Below are 23387 nucleotides of genomic sequence, written 5' to 3'. Positions count from 1 at the left end.
GTGGTTATGGATCCGGGCTCGCGCGTTGCGCGCCCCGGAATGACGGTGGCGAGAGCCTTGCCACCGCTGCGAGCCTGCTCATATATCCAGCGTCTGCACGCAACGCTGGTCCCGCATATGGCGGGTTCAATTGTCAGGGCTTTCGTGCAAGGATGCCTGCCGAAACGCCCCCTCCATTTTCCCAAGAAGAGGTTAACGATGGTCAATCGCATGCAATTCTACATCGACGGCGCCTGGGTCGATCCGGTCGTCAAGAAGTCCACGCCGGTCGTCAACCCGGCGACGGAAGAGGCGATGTACGAGGTTGCCCTGGGCTCCAAGGCCGACGTCGACAAGGCGGTTGCGGCCGCGAAGCGCGCGTTCGAGACCTATTCCCAGACCACCCGCGAGGAGCGTGTCGCGCTCCTGTCCAAGATCATCGAGATCTACAAGGGCCGCTCGAAAGAGATCGGCGCCGCCATTTCCGACGAAATGGGTGCGCCGCTGCCGATGGCCGAAAGGATGCAGTCCGGTGCCGGCCTCGGCCACTTCGCGACCACCCTCGAGGTACTGAAGAACTATCCCTTCGAAGAGACGCTCGGCACGGCGGTGGTGCTGCGCGAGCCGGTCGGCGTCGTCGGCATGATCACGCCCTGGAACTGGCCGATGAACCAGATCGCCTGCAAGGTGGCACCGGCGCTGGCCGCCGGCTGCACCATGATCCTGAAGCCCTCGGAGTTCACGCCGACCTGCGCGCTGATCTTCGCAGAAATCCTCCATGAAGCCGGCGTGCCCAAGGGCGTGTTCAACCTGATCAACGGCCTCGGTCCGGAGGTCGGCGCCGCCATGAGCGAACATCCGGACATCGACATGATCTCGTTCACCGGCTCGACCCGCGCCGGCATTGACGTTGCCAAGCGCGCCGCCCCGACCGTGAAGCGCGTCAGCCAGGAATTGGGCGGCAAGTCGCCGAACGTCATCCTGGACGGCGCCGACCTGACCAAGGCGGTGACCGGCGGCGTGATGCACATGTTCAACAACTCCGGCCAGTCCTGCAACGCGCCGTCGCGCATGATCGTGCCGCTGTCGAAGATGAAGGAAGTGGCCGCGATCGCGAAGGGCGTCGCCGACAAGACCAAGGCCGGCGATCCGCGTGCCGACGGCACCACCATCGGTCCCGTCGTCAACCGCGTGCAGTGGGACAAGATCCAGGCGCTGATCAAGAAGGGCATCGACGAGGGCGCGACGCTGGTGGCCGGTGGTCCTGGCCTGCCGGAAGGCGTCAACAAGGGCTTCTATGTCCGTCCGACCATCTTCGCCGACGTCACCAACGAAATGACGATCGCGCGCGAGGAGATCTTCGGGCCGGTGCTGACCATCATTGGCGCCAAGGACGAGACGGACGCGGTCCGTATCGCCAACGAAACGCCCTACGGTCTTGCGGGCTATGTCTCGGCCGACACGGTCGAGAATGCGCGCAAGGTCGCGCGCCAGATCCGCGCCGGCAACGTCAACCTGCAGGGCCTGCCGAACGAGCGCGGCGCGCCGTTCGGCGGTTACAAGCAGTCCGGCAACGGCCGCGAGTGGGGCAAGTATGGCCTCGAGGAATATCTCGAGGCCAAGGCGGTCGCCGGCTACAACGCGGCGTAAGCGGCGTTTGGAGTCTACGATAGTCATTGCGAGGAGCGATAGCGACGAAGCAATCCAGTTTGTAGCAACATGCTGGATTGCTTCGCTTCGCTCGCAATGACGGCGTGCTGGAGTTCTATCCGCCGAGCGCGCCTTGCGTGTTCACATAGAGCTCGTAGATCGACTGGCTCGCGGCCATGAACAGCCGGTTGCGCTTCAGTCCGCCGAAGCAGACATTGGCGCAGCGCTCGGGCAGGGCGATGCGGCCGATCATCACGCCGTCGGGGGCGAACACCACCACACCGTCGAGCTCGGGATCGCCCATGCCCCAGCCGCACCAGAGATTGCCGTCGATATCGCAGCGCATGCCGTCGGGCGTTCCGGGGCCGGCATCGATGAAGACGCGCTTGTTGGTGAGCTTGCCTGCGCCGGCGGCAACGTCATAGGCGAGGATCTTGCGGTTCGGCACGCCGCGGGATTCCACGATGTAGAGGACCTTTTCGTCGGGCGAGAAGCACAGTCCGTTCGGCCCGAGGACGCCCTCGGCGACGATGGCCGCCTTGCCGTCTTGCGGATCGAGCCGGTACACGTTGGCGTCGATCTCGGATTCCGCCCTGTAGCCTTCGTAATTGCCGAGCAGGCCGAATACCGGATCGGTGAACCAGATCGAACCGTCGGATTTCACCACGACGTCGTTGGGCGAGTTCAATCGTTTGCCGTCGAAGGAATCCATCAGCACCGTGATCGAGCCGTCATATTCGGTACGCGTAACGCGGCGGCCGCCGTGCTCGCAGGTGATCAGCCGGCCCTGGCGGTCGCGGGTATTGCCGTTGGCGAAGTTCGATGGCTTGCGAAAGATGCTGACCGCGCCGGTTTCCTCTTCCCATTTGAGGATGCGCTGGTTGGGAATGTCGCTGCACAGCAGGTAGCGTCCGTCGCCGAACCAGACCGGCCCTTCGGCCCAGCGCAAGCCGGTGGTCAGCCGTTCCACCGCCGACAGTTTCAGCCAGTATCGTTCGAAGCGTGGATCGAGCGCCTTGATCGCGGGATCCGGATAATAGCTCGCCGGCCGCCAGCCCACCGAATGCGACGTCGCATCGGACATGTGAAGTCCTCGTTTGTTGCGTTTCCCTGCTTCCAGTCTGCTACCATCACCCACCAACGACGGCAAATCAGTCGGAACCACGAGGGAATAAATGCCACGCATAATGATGACGGGCGCCGCGGGGGGAATTGGCACGAGCTTGCGCAAATTGCTGCCGCCGCTCTATCCGGACCTGCTGCTCAGCGACATCAGGGAGCCTGCCGATCTTGCCGCGCACGAAAAGTTCAAGGCGGCCGAGCTTTCGGACCTGGCTCAGGTCGAGGCGATCTGCGAGGGCGTCGACGGCATCCTGCATTTCGGCGGCTATTCGGTCGAGGGCCCGTGGGACGATATCCTGCAGTCCAACATCATCGGCTGCTACAACCTGTTCGAGGCCGCGCGCCGCAAGGGCGTCAAGCGCGTGGTGTTCGCCTCATCCAACCATGCGGTCGGCTTCTATCCCAGGCATCACCGCATCGGCACCGATGTCACCGCGCGGCCGGACAGCCGCTATGGCGTCAGCAAGGTGTTCGGCGAGGCGGTAGGGGCGCTCTATGCCGACAAGCACGGAATGAAGGTGACGTGCCTGCGCATCGGCAATTTCGGCGACAAGCCGATCGATCACCGCCGGCTGTCGATCTGGCTGAGGCCCGAGGACTTGGTTCAGCTCTGCCGCATCGGGCTTGAGCATCCCGACATCCGCTTCGAGATCTTCTACGGCGCGTCCTATAACGAGCGCGCCTGGTGGGATAACCACCGCGCCTACGATCTCGGCTACCGTCCGACCGGCAGGGCCGAACATTTCCGCGAGCACGCGATGGCCGAACAGGCGGGACTGCCGCCTGATCCGGTCGGCGATTACTACCAGGGCGGGACGTTCTGCAGCACGGAGTTCAGCGGCGACACAAACAGGATCATCGACTGGAGTAGTCGTTCGCGCTGAAATGACGTTTCAATCAAAAGGCCTGTGGCCGGCTTTCGCCGGCCACGTGTAATTCGGATAACGGCCGCCTACTTTCCCTTGCTGATGAACTTCTTCACGGCCACTCGGAAGTCGTCGGTGTGCATGGCGGTGATGATCTTGTGCTCCTCGGCGTCAAGCTGTTGCCTGGTCGGAGTGAGGGTGGCCTGATAAACCAGCGACTTGGTGCCCGCAATCGCCGCCGGTGGGTTCTGCGCCAGCCGCTCGGCCAATTGCCGAGTAGCCGCCTTCAATTCGGTGGCGGGCACCACCTTGGCGACCAACCCCCATTCATAGGCCTGTTGCGCGGTGAAGCCGTCCTCGGCGAGGAATATCTGCAGGGCACGCCGTGTTCCGACCGTGCCGACGATGCCGACTGTGCTGCCGCCATCCGGGGACACGCCGATCTTGGCATAGGCGGGCGTGAAGCGGGCATCCTCGGCGGCGATGCAGAGATCGGCGACGAAGGCGAGGCCCATGCCGGCGCCGGCTGCAGAGCCGTGCACGCTCGTCAGCACGATCTTCGGCATCCGTCGCACACTCTCGATGAATGCGTGATAGTGCTTAAGCAGTTCGCCGACCACCGGCGTGACCGTGTTGGCCTCGGCGGCGGCGCCGATGGTCTGCAGATCGCCGCCGGCGCAGAAGGCGCGGCCCGCACCTTCGATCACCAGCACCCTGATGTCGGGGGAGGCTTCAATCCGGGCGGCAATCTGCTCGAGCTTCTGCGCGATCGCGAGATTGATCGAATTGAAGGCGGCAGGACGATTGAGCGTGATGGTGGCGATCGGACCCTCGATCCGGAGCAAGGCCGGATCGTCGGGAAGTGAGGGTGCAGATGCAGACATTGGAAAACCCCGGCTGAAGCGTGATCCCGCCACTAAATCGCAGAAGGCAAATTGTGACAATCCCCGGCGAACATGCCGGGCCCGATCTCGTTCATCTTCCTGCTGGCGTGCTCTTGCGTTGCTCGGAGCCATGAGGTCAAATGGCGATCCCTACGTTTCAAGGACGCGGAGACGAAACTGCGCCTCCTCAATGGACGAGGGTAACAAGCCAAAACTGGCAAGAAGAGGAGACGACATGGGTAACTCCTGTGTCCTTGTAGTTGGGCTGTTCCGATGACGAATGGTCCGGTTGTGATTATCGGCGCGGGGCATGCCGGCTTTCAGGTCGCTGCCTCCTTGCGCCAGCTCGGCTTTGGTGAGCGCATTTGCCTGATCAATGACGAGGCGCATCTGCCCTATCAGCGGCCGCCGCTGTCCAAGGCCTATATCAAGGGTAACGCCGGTCCGGAGAGCCTGACGTTCCGGCCGGAAAAATTCTATGCCGACCAGAAGATAGAGCTGATCTCGGGCCGTGCCGTGTCGATCGATCGACCGCAGCGCAGGCTGCTGCTCGCCTCCGGCGCTTCGCTTGATTACGGCCACCTGGTCCTGGCCCTGGGCGCGCGCAACCGCCTGCTCGATCTGCCCAACGCCAATCTGCCCGACGTTCGCTACCTGCGGATTCTTGATGAAAGCGAGGCGCTCCGCAAAACACTTCCGTCGAAGAAGCGAGCGGTGATCATCGGCGCAGGCTTCATAGGACTCGAATTCGCCGCCACGGCGCGGATCAAGGGACTCGAAGTCGACGTCCTCGAGCTCGCCTCGCGGGTCATGGCGCGCGCGGTGACCGCGGAGGTCTCCGATTACTTCCAGGCACGTCACCGTGAGGCCGGCATCCGTATTCATCTCGGCGTGCAGGCGACCAGCATCGAGGCCGAGGGTGGCAAGGTCACCGGCGTCAGCCTGAGCGATGGCCGTCACCTGCCGGCCGACCTGATCGTTGTCGGTGTCGGCGTGCTGCCCAATGTTGAACTCGCGGCCGACGCGGGCCTCTCGGTCGCGTCGGGCATCATCGTTGATCAGCATCTCTTGACGGCCGATCCGAACATTTCGGCGATCGGCGACTGCGCGCTGTTCGCGAGCCCGCGCTTTGGTGGATCGCTGCGGCTTGAATCGGTGCAGAACGCAACCGATCAGGCGCGCTGCGTGGCCGCTCGCCTGACCGGCGACGACAAGCCTTATGACGGGCAGCCCTGGTTCTGGAGCGATCAGGGCGACGACAAGCTGCAGATCGCGGGTCTCACCACCGGGTATGATCAGGTCGTGCTTCGCGGCGATCCGGCGCGGAAGTCGTTCTCGGCGTTCTGCTACAGATCCGGGAAGCTCGTCGGCATCGAGTCGATCAACCGGGCGGGTGACCATATGTTCGGTCGGCGGCTATTGGGCATGGATCGCTCGCTTGCCCCGGAGAAGGCGGGCGACGAAAGCTTCGACCTGAAAAGCGCGCTTGCTTAAGTCTGGCGCGCCGCGGCGAGGGCCGTGCCGACTTCCTCGGCCGTCGGCATCGACGGGGCGGCGCCCATCCGCTGGACGCAGATCGACGCGGCGGTGTTGGCAAAGGACAGCGCATCGCGAAACGGTGCGCCGTCGGCCAATTGCGCCGCGAGCGCACCGACGAAGCAGTCGCCCGCGCCCGTGCTATCGACGGCCGGCACGATACGGCCGGGAATGATCAGCGGCTCGTCCCCGACGATCGCGAGCACGCCGCGCCTGCCAAGCGTCACGCAAATGACCTGGTCCTTGCTCGCCTGGATTCGTCGGGCGGTCTCCGTTATGTGCGCAGCTTCATCGCTTTTCAAGTCGATGCCGGCGAGCAGCCCGAGCTCGGTTTCGTTGAGCACGAGGACATCGACGAGGTCGAGCAATTCCCGGTTGAACTTCATCGCGGGCGCCGGATTGAGCAGCGTCGTCGCGCCGGCCATGCGTGCGCGCTTGAAGAACGACGAGATCGCGGGCAGGGGAATCTCGAACTGGCTGACAGCGACATCGCCCTTCAAGAGCGGGGCAATGCTGACATCCTCGGGGGTGAGGTCCTCATTCGCGCCGGGGATAACGACGATGGTGTTTTCGCCGCCAGCGACGGTGATGATCGCCGTCCCGGTAGGTGCTTCGGAAGCTTCAACGACGTAACCGAGATCGATGCGCTGGGATACGAGGAAGGCCTTCAGCTGCTTGCCGGCCGTATCCTTGCCGAGCCGCCCGATCAGCGTTGTCGTGGCGCCTAGTCGTACCGCCGCGACCGCCTGGTTCGCGCCCTTGCCGCCGGGGAAGTACAGGACCGCCTTTCCCTTGACGGTCTCGCCCGGGTTCGGATGGCGCTCGGCCGTCGCCACCACATCCATGTTGATGCTGCCGGCGACGTAGACGCGACCCATGCGATATCCCCGCGAGTGCTAGACTCTGATTTCGAACTCCTGCCTGACGTTCTCGATGTCCGCAAGCGACGGCAGGCCGGCCTCGTTGCCGAGACGTTGTATCTTGTAGGTCGAAGCCGCGCGCGCGAAGTCAAAATGTTCGCGCCAGCTATTGCCGGGAGTGGCAAGGTAGGAATGGATGTAGGCGCCGTGAAAGACGTCGCCGGCGCCGTTGGTGTCGAGCACGCGCTCGGGCGGGATCGGCAGTGCAGGCAGCGACTGCACGGCGCCGGTCTCGTCATACCAGAGCAGGCCGCGCTCGCCCATTGTGACGCCGCCGATCCGGCAGCCGCGGCTCTTCAGATAATCCAGCATCTTTTCCGGCGTCAGGTCCATCTGTTCGCACAGCCGCTCGGCGACGATGGCGACGTCGATGAACTCCAAGAGCTCATGTGTGTTGCTGCGCAGGCCACCGCCGTCCAGCGAGGTCAGGATTCCGGCTTCGCGGCAGACCTTGGCGTAATGGATCGCCGCATCCGGCTGGTGGCCGTCGACATGCAGGGCGCGGCAATTGCCCAGATTCAGGATCGGGAACGGGTGGATATGCGCGTCATCGCGGCAGCGCACGATCGCGCGCTTGCCGTCTTTCGGCATGATGAAGGACAGCGAGGACGAATTCACCTTGCGCCCATGCAGCGAGATTCCGTACTTCGCGCACATGTCCTGAAACATCCGCCCGAGCCAGTCATTGGCGACGGTGGCGATGAGATCCGGAATGATTCCGAGCTTGGCGCAGCAGAACGCCGCGGTTACAGCGTTGCCGCCGAACGAGACCGCGTAGGCCGAAGCCACATGCTTTTCGTCGCCGGTCGGCAGGTGGTCGGTGATGAATGTGACATCAATGTAGGTCTGTCCGATGAAGAGAGCCTGCATAAGTGGTCCGTCGTGCGCTGATGTGTGGTCCGGGCCGGCGCCTTAGCTTAGCACCGCTTCTGCGGGATCAACGCCGAAAATATGCGCCAGCATGGCGCGATAAGTACTTGAGATAACTATGCCTTCGGAATACGACCATAGCGAGACATCGTTATACCCGGTTCGGTTAGCGCCCCTTCATTCAAGTTCCCAGGGGCTATCGCAGGGGGAAGCATGACCGTCTATTCCGGTCCGGTATTCGAGATGGCGAGGACGCAATTCAACGTCATCGGCGATCACCTGGACATTCCCCTGGACGAGCGGGACCGGTTGCTGCTGCCAAAGCGCGCGCTCACGATCTCCTGTCCGATCCACCGCGACGACGGCACGGTTGCGGTATTCGAGGGTTATCGAGTGCAGCATCATCTCACCCTCGGCCCGACCAAGGGCGGCACCCGCTTTTCACCGACCGTCGACATCGGAGAGATTGCGGCGCTGGCGATCTGGATGAGCTGGAAATGCGCGCTCGTCGGCCTGCCTTACGGCGGCGCCAAGGGCGGGGTCAACGTCGATCTTTCCAAGATCTCAAAGCACGAGCTGGAGTTGGTGTCACGGCGATACATGCAGGAGATGATCCCCTTCGTGGGACCGCATATCGACGTGATGGCGCCGGACATGGGCACCAACGAGCAGGTCATGGCCTGGTTCATGGATACCTACTCCATGTATCAGGGCCGCACGGTGACCGAGATCGTCACCGGCAAGCCCGTGTCCTCAGGCGGCACGCTCGGTCGTCGCGAGGCGACCGGCCGCGGTGTCGCCCATCTTGCCAGGAGGGTGATGAACGAGCTGCGCATCGATGCCAATAATGCGACCGCCGTCGTTCAGGGCTTCGGCAATGTCGGCTCCTATGCGGCGCTCGAATTGCATCGCTTCGGCCTGAAGGTGATCGCGGTGAGCGATCACACCGGCGCACTCCACGATCCGCGCGGGCTCGACGTCCCGGCCTTGATGCGTCACGCGGCGAGCCACGGCAGCATCAAGGGATTTTCCAGCGAGCTGCAGTTCGATCCGGCACAGGTTCTCACGCTGAAATGCGACGTACTGGTGCCGGCGGCGCTGGAGCGCGTGATCGATGCGAAGATAGCCCAGCACCTGCGCTGCCGGATCCTTGCGGAAGGCGCCAACGGGCCGACCACGCCCGATGCCGATCTCGTGCTGGAAAAGCGCAAGGACGAGATCTTCGTCATCCCGGATATCCTGTGCAATTCCGGCGGCGTGGTCGTCAGCTACTTCGAGTGGGTCCAGGACCTTCAGCAATTGTTCTGGGAGGAAGAGGAAGTGACGCGGCGTGAATACCAGATCCTCGACCGCGCGTTCGAGCTGATGCTGGCGCGGGCGAGGGCCGACCGGATCGCGCACCGAACCGCCGCCATGGCCATCGGCGTTGCCAAGGTTCGCGCAGCCAAGAACACGCGCGGCCTGTTCCCATGATCATCGGACTGGATCACCTCGTGGCGCTGGTTGAGGACGCAGGGGCGGCCAGCAATGCCTATCAGAAGCTGTTCGCCCGGGCGCCGGCCTGGCGGAACAGCGGCGATAATGGTGCCGACCGCGTGTTGTTCACGCTCGACAACGTGTCGCTGGAGCTGATGGCGCCGAGCGGCGCGAGCGATACGGCGGATCGTGTCCGCTCGCTGCTCGCGAATGGCGACGAGGGTCTCGCCAGCATGTGCTTCCGCACCCCGGATATCAACAAGATGCACCGGCGGCTCGATCGAGTGGCCTTGAGGCCCGATCCGATCGCCGAGATCGAAAGCCGCGATGACATTTCGGGTGCCGTCCTGCACTGGAAGCGCACGCGCGCGTCGACCGATCTTACGCGCGCTGTGCGCATGTTCTTTCTCGAACTTGCCGAGGAGCGGCCGGTCTCCCCCGCAACGGACGAGGCGCCGATCCTTGGACTCGATCATGTGGTGGTTTCCACCGAAGATCCGGAGCGCGCCGCGGCGCTTTACGGTGCGCGGCTCGGTCTCGACATGGCGCTCGATCGCTCGCACCAGGATTGGGGGCAGCTGATGTTTTTCCGCTGCGGCGACCTCATCGTCGAGGTCGTGCGCCGGCCTGGCGCGGGCGGCGATCTGACGCATGATAAGCTGTGGGGGGTCACCTGGCGCGTCGCCGATATCGACGCGACGCGCGCACGCCTCATCGCCTCCGGGCTGGAGGTCTCGGACGTGCGAAACGGCCGCAAGCCGGGAACGCGGGTAATGACCGTGCGAAGCGGTACGTGCGGCGTGCAGACGCTGCTTCTGGAGCGGACGCAGAAACCGACGGCCTGAGCGATCCTCAACGTCCGATCGTTGTCGTCGGTCGCACTTCCGCCGGCATGCGCGGCGGCCCAATCCTCATCGTGTGAACATCGATGTTCGAAGGTTTGACGCCCGAGGGCGTGACCGTCGGCACGTTCTTCTTGTGGATCTCGGCGCGTCCATATGAGCCGCCGAATCTATCCGAAGAGCCGCCACCCTGGTTGGCGACGCAGCCGCAGGACTTGTTGTACCACTTGCCCGTTTCCGGATCGTACCAGGCGCCCCCTTCTTTGGTCGTGACGTAAGATCCATGTGGCTGCGGCCCGGACAATGGCCTTTGGCGAAAGCAGTCGATGCAACCATGGCTTTGGCAGAGGGAGGAGGCCGCACACGTCGTCGAGACAATTATCGAGGTGATACTCACTTGCCTCATGGCATCTCTCCAAGCCGCGGCCGAAGCGCATTCAGCGCTGCGCTGCCTGAGCTTCGGTATGAGATAACCTAAACAGCGACGGCCCCGCTCTAGCGCGCACGTGCCCTCAGCGCTCGCACAAGGGGCTGCATTCCCTTCCCAGATATGGATATGGATATAAGTATGAATGTGTCGAGGTGCATCAGGATTTGCGTGGCGCAAAAACCGAAACGTGTGTTGACGCGGATCAACGTGGGATGCTCGAAGGGAGAGCAATAATATACGTTGAACGGGAAGGGCGGTGCGGCAATCAGGAATCTGGTGCTGGAAGCGGAAGAGGTCCTCGTTCGAGGACCTCTTCTGTTCATGCCGCATGGACCTCGATGCGGTGCAAGTCAGTCTCGACAGCGCGATAATGTGCCTCAATCGGTAGCGGTGGGTGCTGATTTTGGGCTCGTACTGAAGTCGCGAACGGGATATCGGCCGGGTGAGAAGCGGATGAACTGCCGCCGCCCCATCGCCTCATCAGCGATTTGCCTCAGTTTGCGGTCACGGGCTTGCAATCTGTGGCAGGGTATTGAAACGGGCCTTCTGCTCGCTGCTCAGCTTGGCATAGAATTCGTCCAGCGCGGGCTGCACCAGCCTCGCTGCCTGCAGCATGGCTTCGAGCCTCCTCTCCATCGCCTCCAGCCGTCCAACCGGTGTGAGCGGCACCTCGTCCGGGCAGGCAGCTTGCAGCTCTTGAACCGCGTGCTTCATCGCTTCGCTCAAGCGTTCGAGCGCATCCTTTTGGTTGCCCGCCGGGCGTATGACGGCCTCGATCCGGTCGATCGGCAATTGCGTAAGACTGGACTTCGGATCGCCGCAGCTCTCGGACGGAGCATTCGTTTCCTGCTGCTGGGAGCGCTCGGCGATGTTGGGGCCAAGCGCATTGAAACGCGCCTGTTGCTCGTCGTTGAGCGAGACATAGAACCGCTCCAGGGCCGGCCGCACGATCCGCACCGCCTCAAGCGTAGCGCTGACGCGATTCATCATTGCCCGCAAGCGGCCAGGTGGCGTCATTGCGTAGGAATCGGCGCAGGATTCCTTGAACACATCGGCAGCATTTGCCGCCGCAGTTTTCAGTTCATCAAGCAAGGCGCGCTGCGGGGGCGTCGGCTGTACCGCGCGCGTGATCGACGCTATCGGCCAGGCGGTTATGCCCTTGTCCGGATCTTCGCACAATTGCCGCAGAACTCGTGAGCTCACGCTTCGGCGTTCGCGCGTTCGGAAATCGGTGATCGCGGCGCCAGGTTCTGGATATCTGGCATAGGCGGAATATGGACTGTCCGTGCCCCAAAACACGGTGTCGACGAAGTCGTCGTAAGCGTAGGCCCAATAGCCGGGGTCGTAGGCGTGGGGCCAGAACGTGTATTGAAAGATGTCGGAATAGGCGTAGGGCCAGAACACCGGGCCGAGCCAGGACACGAACGCGGCACGGTGGCCGTGCCGCCAGGCACGGCGCGGGGCCCAGCCATGCTCTCGGGCCGCGAGCACGGTTCGGGCCTGCAGCTCGTCAGTGCTGCGGAACTGCGCGGCAAATCGTCCGCGTGTCGCAGCCGCCAGGGCGGCAGCAGAGGCGGATCGCTCAGCCGAAGGCTGCGGTGTAAGCCGCTGCAGGCGCGCCTGCTCGCGTTGCTGCAGGAGTTGCTCGCGCTGCAGCACGCGGTTCTGGGTCTGCAGCAGCCGTTCCTGCGCGCGTTGTGCCCGCAGGCCTTCCGGCTTTTGCGACTGCAATTGCTGGACGCGCTGCTGCAAGCGATCGATACGGTTCTGCCGTTCGGCGCTCTGGCGCGATAGTGTCGCACGCTGCCCTTCCTGCACTGTTTGCTGCCGCTGCTGGATGCGCTGCTCACGCTGTTGCGCCTGCGTTTCGATCTGCTCTTGTCGCGACGGCCGCGCACCCAAGGCGGGCGATGTGCTTGGGCGCGACGGTGGTGCAACCTGGGGTCCGCGAGGCGCCGCCATCGCCGGACGCTGCGGTTGCCCCGCCGGGTCCCTATGAATATCGGGTCGGCGAATCTCGGGCCGAGGCGCTGAGACGCGCGGTGCAGCCGGGCGCGGCGGTGCGGCTATGTGCGGCGCCGGACGCGGCGCCGCGGCTGGACGCTGTGGCGGGGGCGCCGGACGGGACGCCGGTGCGGCAGGCCGCGCCATTGCCGGAGGTGCTGCCGGTCGGGCCATGGCCGGTGGTGGCGCAGGACGAGAGATGGCAGGTGGTGCAGGCCGCGTGATCGCGGGCGGTGGTGCCGCCGGTCGAGCCGCCGGCGCAGCCGCGCCACCCGGCCCACCCGGCGCAACCCTGCTCGGCTGGGCAGACGAGCCGACGCTCCAACCGATCGCGGAGACACCAAGTAGAAACGCCGTAAGGCGAACGCCGCGTGGAAGCATCGTCGCAGCTCCCTCGTAGTCCCTGGTCGCCCACGAATCTCAACGCGTAAACGCAGGAATCGTTCGCCCGACCGCACAAGGCACGCGCACGAAGCCGAGGCAGCGCAAGATCGGCCCCTTTCAGCCGAGCCAGCGCCATGCCGGGCGGCTGAGGAAAACGATGCTGTTCTCCAGCCGCTTGACCGGCTCGTTCTGCCGCAGTGCATGATAGGTCGGATAGGGAGTCTCGTAGGATCCAGGCGTCAGCCTTTCGAGATCGAAGCTTGCCGCCAGCTCTTTCGCATCTGCGTCATGCCGCCATACTCGCGCGTTAAGACCGATATGCCGTTTTGGCTCTTTCGAACAACGCGCCGGTCCGTCTACAGTCCGCTTTTGATTTACAGCCGACCGGGAACAAGAATGCACGCTCGCACGGACGCCGCCATTGAGACGACGCCTTCATGGCCTGATGAAATCTTCTCGATCCTGCAGCGCTTCGAGGTGCGGCAGGTGGCCTACGTGCCGGATGCCGGGCATTCGCAGCTCATCCGGCGCGTGCTGTCGTCCGCCTCGATGCGCGGCATTCCGCTGACGACGGAAGAAGAGGGCGTTGCGCTGCTCGCGGGCGCCTGGGCCGGCGGCGAGCGCGGCGTCGTGTTGATGCAGTCGAGCGGTGTGGGCAACTGCATCAACATGCTTTCGCTGGTCCCGCTGCTCAAGTTTCCGCTTTTCATGCTGGTGACCATGCGCGGCGAGTGGGGCGAGTTCAATCCATGGCAGGTGCCCATGGGAGCGAGCACGCAAGGCGTACTCGAACTTTCCGGCGTCGAGGTGCTGCGTGCATCAAATCCGCAGGAAGTGCCCGAAGTCGTCGAGGCCGGAGCGGCGCAGGCCTACAACGCCTTGACCCCGACCGCCGTCCTGTTGTCGCAGCGCCTGATCGGGGCCAAGGTCTTCAAATGAGCAAAGCAAATCTTCTCAACCGCCGCCAGGTCGTCGCGGCATTGCTGGCCGGCCGCAAGGATGCGGTTGCGGTGGGCGGGCTCGGCGCTTCGACCAATGACATCACGGCCGCCGGCGACCATCCGCGCAACTTCTATCTCTGGGGCGGAATGGGCGGTGCCGTGATGATCGGGCTGGGCCTTGCGCTGGCACAACCGAAGCTGCCTGTCCTGGTCATCACCGGGGATGGCGAGATGCTGATGGGCATGGGGAGTCTTGCCACGGTGGGCCTGCAGAAGCCCGGCAATCTCTCGATCGTCGTGCTCGACAACGAGTGCTACGGCGAGACGGGCGGGCAGGTGAGCCATACCGCGGCCGTGGCCGATCTGGTCGGGGTAGCGAAGTCTTGTGGAATTGGGGATGCCCGCGCGATGTCGACCATGTCCGAGGTGGATGCTTTTGCGAAGGCGATCCAGGACGTTTCGGCTGGTCCGCGCTTCGCCAGCGTGAAGATCGACAGCGCGGGGGTAGAGCGCGTGCTGCCCACCCGGGACGGCACCTACATCATGAACCGGATACGTGGTGATCTCGGGTTTCCGCCGATCTAGCCATGATCTGCGCGCTCCCAGGCCGGGCGTGACGCGCTCGTGGCGGAAGCTCTTGACGTGCGTCGCGAATGGGGCGACGGCTCTCAGGCGCGACCCGAGAACCCAGCAACGGGCAGTCGCGTGGGTGCCGACAAGACCGGACCGGGGGCTCCGGAAAGTTGATTTCTAAGACTTCTCCCTGCTCACCGCCGAAGCGGATCATGCCGCCCATTTGAGGTCTGTCCCTGGTTGTATTGTACCGGCACGCCTTGACTTCTGCGTGGGTGAGTGCTTACTCACAACTATGAGCACTCTACGGATGACGAGCGACCTCAGGCGGCAACTGATCTTGGGAGCAGCCAAACGTTGCTTTGCCCGACATGGCTATGCCGGCACCACGACCAAAAGCGTGGCGGCTGCGGCGGCCATTTCGGAAGCCCTGCTTTTCAAGCATTTTCCGTCCAAGGCTGCGCTTTTCGCTGATATCCTCACCGAGGAGTGCGAAGCCGATCCGGGTCTGGCCGATCTGCGCGAGCGCGAACCGTCGACTGCGACGCTGGTGGAACTGACCCGCCGCATGGTCCAGCACTTCGTCCAGATCGCGAGCATCCCGAACGAGGAAGAGGCGCAGCGGCTGCGGCTGATGGTCACAAGCCATCTCGATGACGGCGAATTTGCCCAGTTGATTTATGCCAAGATCAAAACTCTCTTCGCGCCGCTGTTTATCGCCTCGCTGGAGCGGGCCATCGCGGTGGGAGACGCCGCGCGGATCGGAAGTGATCCGCTCAACCTGTTCTGGTTTGCCCATCACACCGTACTCACCATGGCGATGACACGCCTTCCGGCTATCCCGTGCTTGTCCTACGGCAATACCAACAATCTCGAACGTGAACTTTGTGAGTTTCTCCTGCGTGGCCTCGGGCTTCACGACGCCGCAATCGCTTCGCATCTGGACCAGGAATCGTCGGCCGATGCGGGCGAGAAGGTGATTGCAGAAGGTGCATGAACATGAACATCGTGACCGAACACAAGATATCGGGTGAACCGATTGACAAAGCGCCGAAGCGTCCAGTTCGGCCGGTGCTCTGGTTTATTATCGTCGGATCTACGCTCGCGGCGGTCGTAGGTGGAATCCTCTATTTCGAACACTGGCGATCCAATCTCATCAAGGGCATTTTCGCCAACAACAAGCCGCCGCCGGTGACGGTGAGCGTGGTCGAGGCGAAGTCGGAAGTCCTTCCGAACCTTTTGACCGCGGTCGGCGATCTCGCCGCCGTGCACCAGGTCAACGTGACTTCGGATGTCGGCGGGCGCGTCACCGAGATCAAGTTCACTCCTGGCACCCATGTGACCACCGGCACTCCGCTCGTGCAACTGTACGACGCGCCGGAGCAGGGTGATCTCGCCAACTTCAAGGCCCAGGCCACGCTCGCGCAGCTGTCGCTCGAGCGCGCCAAGCAATTGGCGGCGCGGCAGTTCGGTCCGCAGGCGACCGTCGATCAGGCCCAGGCCGCCTACGACCAGGCTAATGCCGGTATCGCCAAGACCGAAGCGCTGATCTCGCAGAAGCTGGTGCGGGCACCGTTCGACGGCGAGCTCGGCGTGCGGAAGGTGGAGGTCGGCCAGTATCTGACCGCCGGCACTGCGATCGTGTCGCTGACCGACCTTTCGGCGCTGTACGCCAACTTCACGGTGACGGAAAAGGACAGTGGCCATTTGCAGGTCGGTCAGATCGTTCGCCTGAAGGTCGACGCCTATCCGAGCCGCACCTTCGAGGGCAAGATCACGACGATCGAGCCGCAGATCTCGACCGACACGCGCAACATCCACGTGCAGGCGACGATCGCCAATCCGGATCACATCCTCAAGCCCGGCATGTTCGCGACCACGACGGTGGTGCTGCCGGAAAAGCCGCCGGTCATCACCGTGTCCGAGACCGCGGTCGACTACACGCTTTACGGCGACTCGGTGTTCCTGATCACCGAGAAGAAGGAGGACGACGGCAAGACCAGCCTGACCGCGGTGCGCACCTATGTGCAGACCGGCAACAGGTCTGATGGACGTGCCGAGATCCTCAAGGGCCTGAAGCCCGGTGACCGGATCGTCGCAGTCGGCCAACTCAAGCTGCAATCGGGTGCAGCGGTGGCGATTTCGACCGACCCGCTGCCATCGAAACCGGCACAAGCGCCGCGCTACTGAAACGCGCTGTCGCGACAGGATCCGGCATGGCCGGATCATGCGCGCGGCAAGCCTCCAATCGAGATCGTCGCGATGGTTTTTACCGATATCTTCATCAAGCGTCCGGTTCTGTCGGTCGTCGTCAGCCTGCTGATCCTGTTGATCGGCCTGCGCGCTGCGACAGTGCTGCCGATCCGGCAATATCCGAAGCTCTCCAACACGGTGGTGAACGTCACGACCGTCTATCCCGGCGCGTCAGCCGATCTGATCCAGGGCTTCATCACCACTCCGCTCGAGCAGGCGGTGGCTTCCGCCGAGGGCGTCGACTACATAACCTCCTCCTCGGTGCTCGGCACCTCGACGATCCAGGTCTACATCAAGCTGAACTTCGACCCGAACCAGGCGCTCACCGAGGTCCTCGCCAAGGTGAACTCGGTCAAATACCTGATCCCGAAGGAATCGAACGACCCGATCGTCACCAAGACGACGGGGCAGGCCACCGCGGTGATGTATATCGGCTTCTCCAGCGATGAGCTGTCGGGATCGGCGATTTCCGACTACCTGACGCGCGTGGTGCAGCCGGTGCTCTCGACCGTCGACGGCGTCGCCTCGGCGGATATCCTGGGCGGCCAGACCTTTGCGATGCGGTTGTGGCTCGATCCGGTCAAGATGGCGGGCCGCGGCGTGTCGCCGACCGACGTCGCGGCCGCGATCTCCGCCAACAACTTCCAGTCGGCCGCGGGCCAGACCAAGGGCTACTTCATCGTCTCCAACATCTCGACCAATACCGGGCTGACCGACGTCCAGCAGTTCAAGCGAATGATCGTGAAGGCCAAGGACGGCGGCTTCGTGCGGATGGAGGACATCGCCACCGTCGAGCTTGCCGCGCAAAGCACCGACGCGAGCGTCGCCTTCAACGGGGAGCGTGCGATCTTCATCGGCGTGCAGGCGACGCCGCAAGGCAATCCGCTGACGCTGGTGAGGGGCGTCCGCGCGCTGTTCCCGGAGATCGAGCGCAATTTGCCGCCGTCGATGAAGATGAAGGTCGCCTACGACTCGACCAAGTTCATCCAGTCCTCGATCAACGAGGTCGAGATGACGCTGGGCGAAGCCGTGCTGATCGTCGTCGTGGTGATCTTCCTGTTCCTGGCCTCGCTGCGGTCGGTGATCATTCCGGTCGTCACGATTCCTTTGTCGCTGATCGGCGTCTGCACCATGATGCTGATCATGGGCTTCAGCTTCAACCTGCTGACGCTGCTCGCGATGGTGCTGGCGATCGGGCTCGTGGTCGATGACGCGATCGTGGTGGTGGAGAACATTCACCGGCATCTGGAGGAGGGCAGTCCGCCGGTTCAGGCCGCACTGCAGGGCGCGCGTGAGATCGTCGGCCCCGTCATCTCCATGACTATCACGCTGGCCGCCGTCTATGCGCCGATCGGCTTCCTCGGCGGCCTCACCGGCGCGCTGTTCCGCGAATTCGCCTTCACGCTGGCGGGGTCGGTTATCGTCTCGGGCGTGATCGCGCTGACGCTGTCACCGATGATGTGCTCGGTGCTGTTGAAGAACGCCGACGAAGGACGCTTTTCCAGGCTGGTGAACCGGGTGTTCGGCGCGGTGACGCGCTGGTACGGCAGAAAGCTCGACCGCTCGCTCGACTACAAGGCGGTCACCGGCCTGTTCGCGGTGACGATACTGGGGCTGGTCGGCTTCCTCTACATGCACACCGCAAAGGAGCTCGCGCCGGAGGAAGATCAGGGCATCGTCTTCGCGCTCACCAAGGCGCCGAAATACGCCAATATCGACTACTACAATTTCTACGGCGACAAGCTCGACCAGGCGTTCCAGAAGTTTCCGGAAACCGATCTGCGCTTCGTGCTGAATGGGATCAATGGCGCGCAAAGCGGCATCGCCGGCATGCTGCTGACCCCGTGGGACGAGCGCAAGCGCTCCTCGATCAAGCTCAAGCCTCTGGTGCAGGCGGAACTCAGCAAGATCGAAGGCGTCAACGCCTTTGCATTCAACCTTCCGCCCTTGCCCGGCGGCCCCGGCGGTCTGCCGATCCAGATGGTGATCAATTCGACCACCGGCTTCCAGACCGTCTATGAGCAGATGGAGAAGCTGAAGGACGCTGCGCGCAAGAGCGGACTGTTCATCGTCTCCGACAGCGATCTGAACTTCAACCAGCCTGTGGTGAGGCTGAAGATCGATCGTACCAAGGCGAACGACCTTGGGGTGACCATGCAGAACATCGGCGCGTCGCTGGCGACGCTGCTCGGCGGCAATTATGTGAACCGCTTCAACCTTGAAGGACGCTCCTACCAGGTGATTCCGCAGGTGCCGCGCGACCAGCGCCTGACGCCGGAGTCGCTGTCCGGTTTTTACGTGACGACGAGGACGGGTCAGCAGTTGCCGCTATCCACGGTGGTCTCGATCGAGACCGGTACCGACCCGAACGCGCTCACCCACTACAACCAGCTCAACTCGGCAACCTTCATGGCCGTGCCGATCCCGGGCGTGACGGTCGGGCAGGCGGTCGAGTTCCTCGAGGGCGAAGCCAAGAAGCTGCCCGCCGGGTTCAGCCACGACTACCTCGCCGACTCCCGGCAGTACGTGCAGGAGGGTAATCAGCTGCTGATCACCCTCGGTTTTGCAATCATCATCATCTTCCTGGTGCTCGCCGCGCAGTTCGAAAGCCTGCGCGATCCGCTGGTCATCATGATCAGCGTGCCCATGGCGATTGTCGGCGCCCTGATCCCGCTGTTCTTCGGAGTAGCGACCATCAACATCTACACCCAGGTCGGGCTGCTGACGCTGGTCGGCCTGATCACCAAGCACGGCATCCTGATGGTGGAGTTCGCCAGGGAGCTGCAGCTCAACGAGGGGCTGGACCGGCGTTCGGCCATCGAGATGGCTGCGCGTATCCGGTTGCGGCCGATCCTGATGACCACCGCGGCCATGGTCACCGGCCTGATCCCGCTTCTGACCGCGACCGGCGCCGGCGCCGCCAGCCGGTTCTCGATCGGGCTCGTGGTCGTCGCGGGCATGTCGATCGGAACGCTGTTCACCCTGTTCGTGCTGCCGGCGGTGTACGTCGTTCTGGCGACCGACCACAGCAAGGCGGCGAGCTCCGAGCGGGCCAGGCAGATCAAGGCCTATGATCTCGGGCCCAAGGCTCTGAGGTCGACCTGACGAGCTCGCTTGATGAGAGCTGAAGCGCGGCACCGGCCATCGTCGTTGCCGCGCTTTGTTTTTTGCGCGATGCTGGCCCGGCCGCGCCGCACGCTGGTCGGTTTGCAGGCGTCGACGTCAGTTCACCAAGGCAGTCTTGGACACCAGGCATCTGCAGCAACGCAAACGGGAGCATCGAGATGACGCGTGATTTTCCTTCCGGCAATTACCGCTTCATCCCGGCCGTGTTCCAGTATTCGAGTGGTGCCGCGGCCGATCCCGGCTACGAAATCGAGCGCGTTCGCTTCGATCAGCTCGTGCCGTTGGCGGATGGGTTTGCTCAAGCCGCAAAGTACATCCAGGCAGCGGGACGGCCGCTGACCGCATTCTGTGCCTGCGAACTGCGCTCGCCTGCGGCGTTCACCGAAGAAGGCTTTCGCGCCTTCAACCTGCACTACGTCAAGACACTGGCGGAGTGGGGCATTTTCGATGGCACCACCAATCCGGTGGCGCGCAGCAATGTCTGCCCGGAGATCGATCCACCGGCTGAGCCGTCCTTTTATGCCTTTTCCTTCACGCGGCCGACCGGCGCTTCGACATCCACCTTCGTGATCGCCGGCGGAGCCGAGGCGCGCGGCGGCCCCGGCACCTATTCCGAGCGGATCGTGCGGTACCGCGACCTCAGCCCGGACGGATTACGGGAAAAGGTCGGCTTTACCGTCGGCGAAATGGAAGAGCGCCTCTCGGCATTCGGCTTCGGCTGGAAGGAGACCACGGGCGTGCAGGCCTATTCGGTGCACGATTTTCATCCCGCCGTTGCCGACGAACTGGTCCGCCGTGGCGCGATGCGCTCCGGCCTGACCTGGCACTTTGCGCGGCCGCCGGTGGTTGATCTCGAATACGAGATGGATTGCCGGCGCGTGATGCGCGAGACCGTGATCTGAAGCAGGTCACCGTTAGCGCCGGCGCGGACCGAGCGCGTCGCGCAGATCAGCGTAGTCATTGCTTGGTGGTCTTGGCTGCTTCGATGCGGGCGTCGATCACCGCGCGGTCGGTGGTACCGGCGGGATCCTTGCGGGTCGGCAGCAATTCCCGGAAATGCACCCACAGCTCGCGGCTTTTCTGTTCGAGCCGCTCCAGCTCGGCGAGAGGATCGGGATGGTCGTCGACGCGCAGATCGAGCGCGGACCACGCTTCTTCGCCATGAATCAGGAGGGCCGCGAACTGCCTGCCGCGCTTGTCGCCGCCGGCGGCTTGGCCGGCGCGCAGCGCCGCGATCAGCCGGCTTGGGAAGGGCAGCTTCTCATTGGAAAGCCAGGCGTGAGCGGTCTCATCGAGCACGGCTGCGCCCGCGAGCATGTTGCCGGCGATGGAAAAGCCGCTGCCCGCGATGTGCCCGCTCCAGTCGACGCAGTCGCTGCCGGTGTGGGCGGCAATCTCGCTCTTGGCATCCATGATGTGAAGCTGGCGACTCTCGCGGCCGCTGTCGGTTGCGAGCAGGGCGGTGAGGACGTCGTGAGCGTTTCTGCCCTCGCGCAGAAGCTTTATGCCGTCGATGCCGTAATAGGGATTGACCAGCGCTTGCGTCGCGATGGCGCCAAGGCCGGAGGCGATGAAGGGCACGCGCGCGCCGACGGCGAAGAACCGTGTCGCAACCGCAATGCCAAACTCGCCGGTATCTTTGTCTCGCGCGATGATCGACCAGGTCATGTCGTGTTATCCGTCCGTCTCTGTCCGTCAGCGTCCGGCCGCGTAGCCCTGCATGCCGCGCGGATTGGCGGCCGCGCGCCGCCTCACACCCACCCGGGAGGCCGCGGTGAGACGGCCCTCTGACCAGTCAGGTCCGACCTCGACGATGTGCCCGCGAGCCTTAAGCGCATTGACGGTCGCCTTGGGCACGCGGTTCTCGACCACGAGCACGCCGGGCCGCGCGGTGCGCGGCCAGAACGAGATCGGGAAATGCTCGGAGTGCCAGGCCGGCGCATCGATTGCTTCCTGCAAATTCAGCCCGCAATGAACGTGCCGCAGAAAGAACTGCGTGACCCACTGGTCCTGCTGGTCGCCGCCCGGCGTTCCCCAGGCAAGATACGGCTCGCCGTCGCGCAGCGCCATGGTGGGCGAAAGCGTGGTCCGCGGCCGTTTTCCCGGCGCAAGCGCGGCCGGGTGCGCTTCCTCGAGCCAGAACATCTGGGCCCGGCTGCCAAGGCAGAAGCCGAGCTCGGGAATGACCGGTGAGGATTGCAGCCAGCCGCCCGACGGCGTCGACGAGATCATGTTGCCGGCCTTGTCGATGATGTCGAAATGCACGGTGTCACCGCGCACCTCGCCAAAGCGGCCGACAGTCGGCTCGCCTGCGCCGAACGCGCCGACCGCCTCGCGCTGCACTTCCGCCCGGCGGAGCTTCACCGTCCCGCCAAATCCCTCGATCGACCCCGGACGAAGTTCGAGCGAGGCCTTGTCGGAGATCAGCTTGCGGCGTTCGTCGTTGTAGGCGTCGGACAACAGGGTCGCGATCGGCACTTCGGTGAAGTTCGGATCGCCGTAGAACTTCTCGCGATCGGCGAAGGCGAGCTTGGCGCATTCGACCTGCAGATGGATGAAATCAGGCCCGGCCGGATCGAGCCCGTCGATCGCAAAGCCCTTGAGTAATGCGAGCTGCTGCAGCGTAACGGGCCCCTGGCTCCAGACGCCGGCCTTGCAGACGGTGTAGCGGCCATAGTCATAGGTCAGCGGCGCCTCGATCGTCGGCTGCCAGCGTGCCATGTCGTCGGCGCTGAGCACGCCGCGATGCGGCGAGCCGCTGACATCCATGACCTCCTGGGTGCGGCAGAACCTGTCGATAGCCTCCGCGACAAAACCCTGCGACCAGGCCTTGCGCGCGCGCTCGATCTGCGCTTCGCGATTGCCGCCGGCGCTCTCGGCCTCGTTCAGGATCCTCGTGTAGGTTTCGGCGAGCTTCTTGTTGGTGAAGATGATGCCAGGTGCCGGCACCTCGTTGTTCGGCAGGTAGACCGCCGCCGATGTCGGCCAGTGCTGCCGGAACAACTGCTCGACTGTCCTAATGGTGGCCGAGGCGCGTTCGACCAGCGGGTAGCCGTCGCGGGCGTAGACGACTGCGGGCTCCAGTACTTCGCGCAGCCGCAGGGTGCCGTAATCGCGCAAGAGCAGCATCCAGGACTCGAAGGTGCCGGGCACGCAGGCAGCCAACAGCCCGGTGCCGGGCACCATGTCGAGGCCCTCGTTCCTGTAATGAGCGATCGTCGCGCGCGCGGGCGCCGGTCCCTGGCCGCAGATCACCTCGACGCGGCCGCGCCGCACATCGTGGACGATGATCGGCACGTCGCCGCCGGGTCCGTTGAGATGCGGCTCCACCACCTGCAGCGTGAAGGCGGTGGCGGCACCTGCGTCGAAGGCGTTGCCGCCTTTCTCGAGCGTCGCCATGCCCACCGCTGTTGCGATCCAGTGGGTCGAGGCGACGACCCCGAACGTGCCTTCGATCTCAGGCCGGGTGGTGAACGGATCGGGATTGATGTTGCTCATCGAGATCCACTGGCTGGCGGCGGTGTGCACTTG

General features: G+C 63.9%; 21 protein-coding genes. 13 read left to right on the top strand and 8 right to left on the bottom strand.

Features of this window, described 5'->3' with window-relative positions:
• Positions 1–198 precede the first annotated feature (198 nt).
• Positions 199–1629 (top strand): aldehyde dehydrogenase family protein, encoded by a 1431-nt coding sequence (locus HY852_RS18320; protein WP_291606194.1) that lies wholly within the window; start codon positions 199–201, stop codon positions 1627–1629.
• A 115-nt stretch (positions 1630–1744) separates the two neighbouring features.
• Here HY852_RS18320 and HY852_RS18315 read toward each other — a convergent pair whose 3' ends face one another.
• Complete coding sequence (locus tag HY852_RS18315; RefSeq protein WP_291606193.1) at positions 1745–2713, bottom strand: SMP-30/gluconolactonase/LRE family protein; 969 nt, start codon at positions 2711–2713, stop codon at positions 1745–1747.
• Positions 2714–2804: 91 nt separating this feature from the next.
• Here HY852_RS18315 and HY852_RS18310 point away from each other — a divergent pair, with 91 nt between their 5' ends.
• The gene (locus HY852_RS18310) at positions 2805–3635 is read left to right on the top strand and encodes an NAD(P)-dependent oxidoreductase (protein WP_291606192.1); all 831 of its coding nucleotides are present in this window, start codon (positions 2805–2807) and stop codon (positions 3633–3635) included.
• 68 nt (positions 3636–3703) lie between these two features.
• Here HY852_RS18310 and HY852_RS18305 read toward each other — a convergent pair whose 3' ends face one another.
• Entirely contained in the window at positions 3704–4501 is a 798-nt protein-coding gene (locus tag HY852_RS18305; protein WP_291606191.1) for an enoyl-CoA hydratase-related protein, read from the bottom strand.
• 273 nt (positions 4502–4774) lie between these two features.
• Here HY852_RS18305 and HY852_RS18300 point away from each other — a divergent pair, with 273 nt between their 5' ends.
• Positions 4775–5995 carry an FAD-dependent oxidoreductase gene (locus tag HY852_RS18300; protein WP_291606190.1) on the top strand — a complete coding sequence of 407 codons (1221 nt, stop codon included), beginning with the start codon at positions 4775–4777 and terminating at the stop codon, positions 5993–5995.
• Here HY852_RS18300 and HY852_RS18295 read toward each other — a convergent pair.
• Positions 5992–6915, bottom strand: coding sequence for a ribokinase (locus tag HY852_RS18295; RefSeq protein WP_291606189.1), 924 nt, complete (start codon positions 6913–6915; stop codon positions 5992–5994). The two genes, HY852_RS18300 and HY852_RS18295, sit on opposite strands and share 4 nt — an antisense overlap.
• An 18-nt stretch (positions 6916–6933) precedes the next feature.
• Positions 6934–7827: a sugar kinase gene (locus HY852_RS18290; protein ID WP_291606188.1), complete on the bottom strand. Its 894-nt coding sequence runs from the start codon at positions 7825–7827 to the stop codon at positions 6934–6936.
• Between the two features lie 213 nt (positions 7828–8040).
• Here HY852_RS18290 and HY852_RS18285 point away from each other — a divergent pair, with 213 nt between their 5' ends.
• Entirely contained in the window at positions 8041–9300 is a 1260-nt protein-coding gene (locus HY852_RS18285) for a Glu/Leu/Phe/Val dehydrogenase (RefSeq protein ID WP_291606187.1), read from the top strand.
• Positions 9297–10148 carry a VOC family protein gene (locus HY852_RS18280; RefSeq protein ID WP_291606186.1) on the top strand — a complete coding sequence of 284 codons (852 nt, stop codon included), beginning with the start codon at positions 9297–9299 and terminating at the stop codon, positions 10146–10148. Before HY852_RS18285 ends, HY852_RS18280 begins: the two co-directional genes overlap by 4 nt.
• A gap of 7 nt (positions 10149–10155) precedes the next feature.
• On the opposite strand, the gene HY852_RS18275 is transcribed toward HY852_RS18280, so the two are convergent.
• A complete protein-coding gene (locus tag HY852_RS18275; protein ID WP_291606185.1) occupies positions 10156–10551 on the bottom strand; it encodes a hypothetical protein in 396 nt (131 codons plus the stop codon).
• Between the two features lie 528 nt (positions 10552–11079).
• The gene (locus HY852_RS18270; protein ID WP_291606259.1) at positions 11080–11778 is read right to left on the bottom strand and encodes a Spy/CpxP family protein refolding chaperone; all 699 of its coding nucleotides are present in this window, start codon (positions 11776–11778) and stop codon (positions 11080–11082) included.
• Positions 11779–12045: 267 nt separating this feature from the next.
• On the opposite strand from HY852_RS18270, the gene HY852_RS18265 reads away from it, so the two are divergent.
• The 8 genes from HY852_RS18265 (at position 12046) to HY852_RS18230 (ending at position 20758) form a co-directional block, all read left to right on the top strand.
• Positions 12046–12369 (top strand): hypothetical protein, encoded by a 324-nt coding sequence (locus tag HY852_RS18265; RefSeq protein WP_291606184.1) that lies wholly within the window; start codon positions 12046–12048, stop codon positions 12367–12369.
• Positions 12370–12506: 137 nt separating this feature from the next.
• Complete coding sequence (locus HY852_RS18260; protein ID WP_291606183.1) at positions 12507–12803, top strand: hypothetical protein; 297 nt, start codon at positions 12507–12509, stop codon at positions 12801–12803.
• Between the two features lie 556 nt (positions 12804–13359).
• Complete coding sequence (locus HY852_RS18255) at positions 13360–13902, top strand: thiamine pyrophosphate-binding protein (protein WP_291606182.1); 543 nt, start codon at positions 13360–13362, stop codon at positions 13900–13902.
• Complete coding sequence (locus HY852_RS18250) at positions 13899–14489, top strand: thiamine pyrophosphate-dependent enzyme (RefSeq protein WP_291606181.1); 591 nt, start codon at positions 13899–13901, stop codon at positions 14487–14489. Before HY852_RS18255 ends, HY852_RS18250 begins: the two co-directional genes overlap by 4 nt.
• A gap of 298 nt (positions 14490–14787) precedes the next feature.
• Positions 14788–15474, top strand: coding sequence for a TetR/AcrR family transcriptional regulator (locus tag HY852_RS18245; RefSeq protein WP_291606180.1), 687 nt, complete (start codon positions 14788–14790; stop codon positions 15472–15474).
• A 2-nt stretch (positions 15475–15476) separates the two neighbouring features.
• Entirely contained in the window at positions 15477–16667 is a 1191-nt protein-coding gene (locus HY852_RS18240) for an efflux RND transporter periplasmic adaptor subunit (RefSeq protein ID WP_291606258.1), read from the top strand.
• Between the two features lie 72 nt (positions 16668–16739).
• Entirely contained in the window at positions 16740–19835 is a 3096-nt protein-coding gene (locus HY852_RS18235; RefSeq protein ID WP_291606179.1) for a multidrug efflux RND transporter permease subunit, read from the top strand.
• A gap of 179 nt (positions 19836–20014) precedes the next feature.
• Positions 20015–20758 carry a hypothetical protein gene (locus tag HY852_RS18230; RefSeq protein ID WP_291606178.1) on the top strand — a complete coding sequence of 248 codons (744 nt, stop codon included), beginning with the start codon at positions 20015–20017 and terminating at the stop codon, positions 20756–20758.
• A 55-nt stretch (positions 20759–20813) separates the two neighbouring features.
• Here HY852_RS18230 and HY852_RS18225 read toward each other — a convergent pair whose 3' ends face one another.
• Together HY852_RS18225 and HY852_RS18220 are read right to left on the bottom strand one after the other, a co-directional pair.
• Positions 20814–21524, bottom strand: coding sequence for a DUF1028 domain-containing protein (locus HY852_RS18225; RefSeq protein ID WP_291606177.1), 711 nt, complete (start codon positions 21522–21524; stop codon positions 20814–20816).
• Between the two features lie 27 nt (positions 21525–21551).
• Positions 21552–23354: a gamma-glutamyltransferase family protein gene (locus HY852_RS18220; protein WP_291606176.1), complete on the bottom strand. Its 1803-nt coding sequence runs from the start codon at positions 23352–23354 to the stop codon at positions 21552–21554.
• Positions 23355–23387 lie beyond the last annotated feature (33 nt).

The organism is Bradyrhizobium sp. (assembly GCF_016213215.1).
Taxonomy (GTDB): domain Bacteria; phylum Pseudomonadota; class Alphaproteobacteria; order Rhizobiales; family Xanthobacteraceae; genus Bradyrhizobium.
The sequence above is the reverse complement of the archived record's forward strand: the minus strand, read 5'-3'. Positions and strand labels throughout refer to the sequence as shown.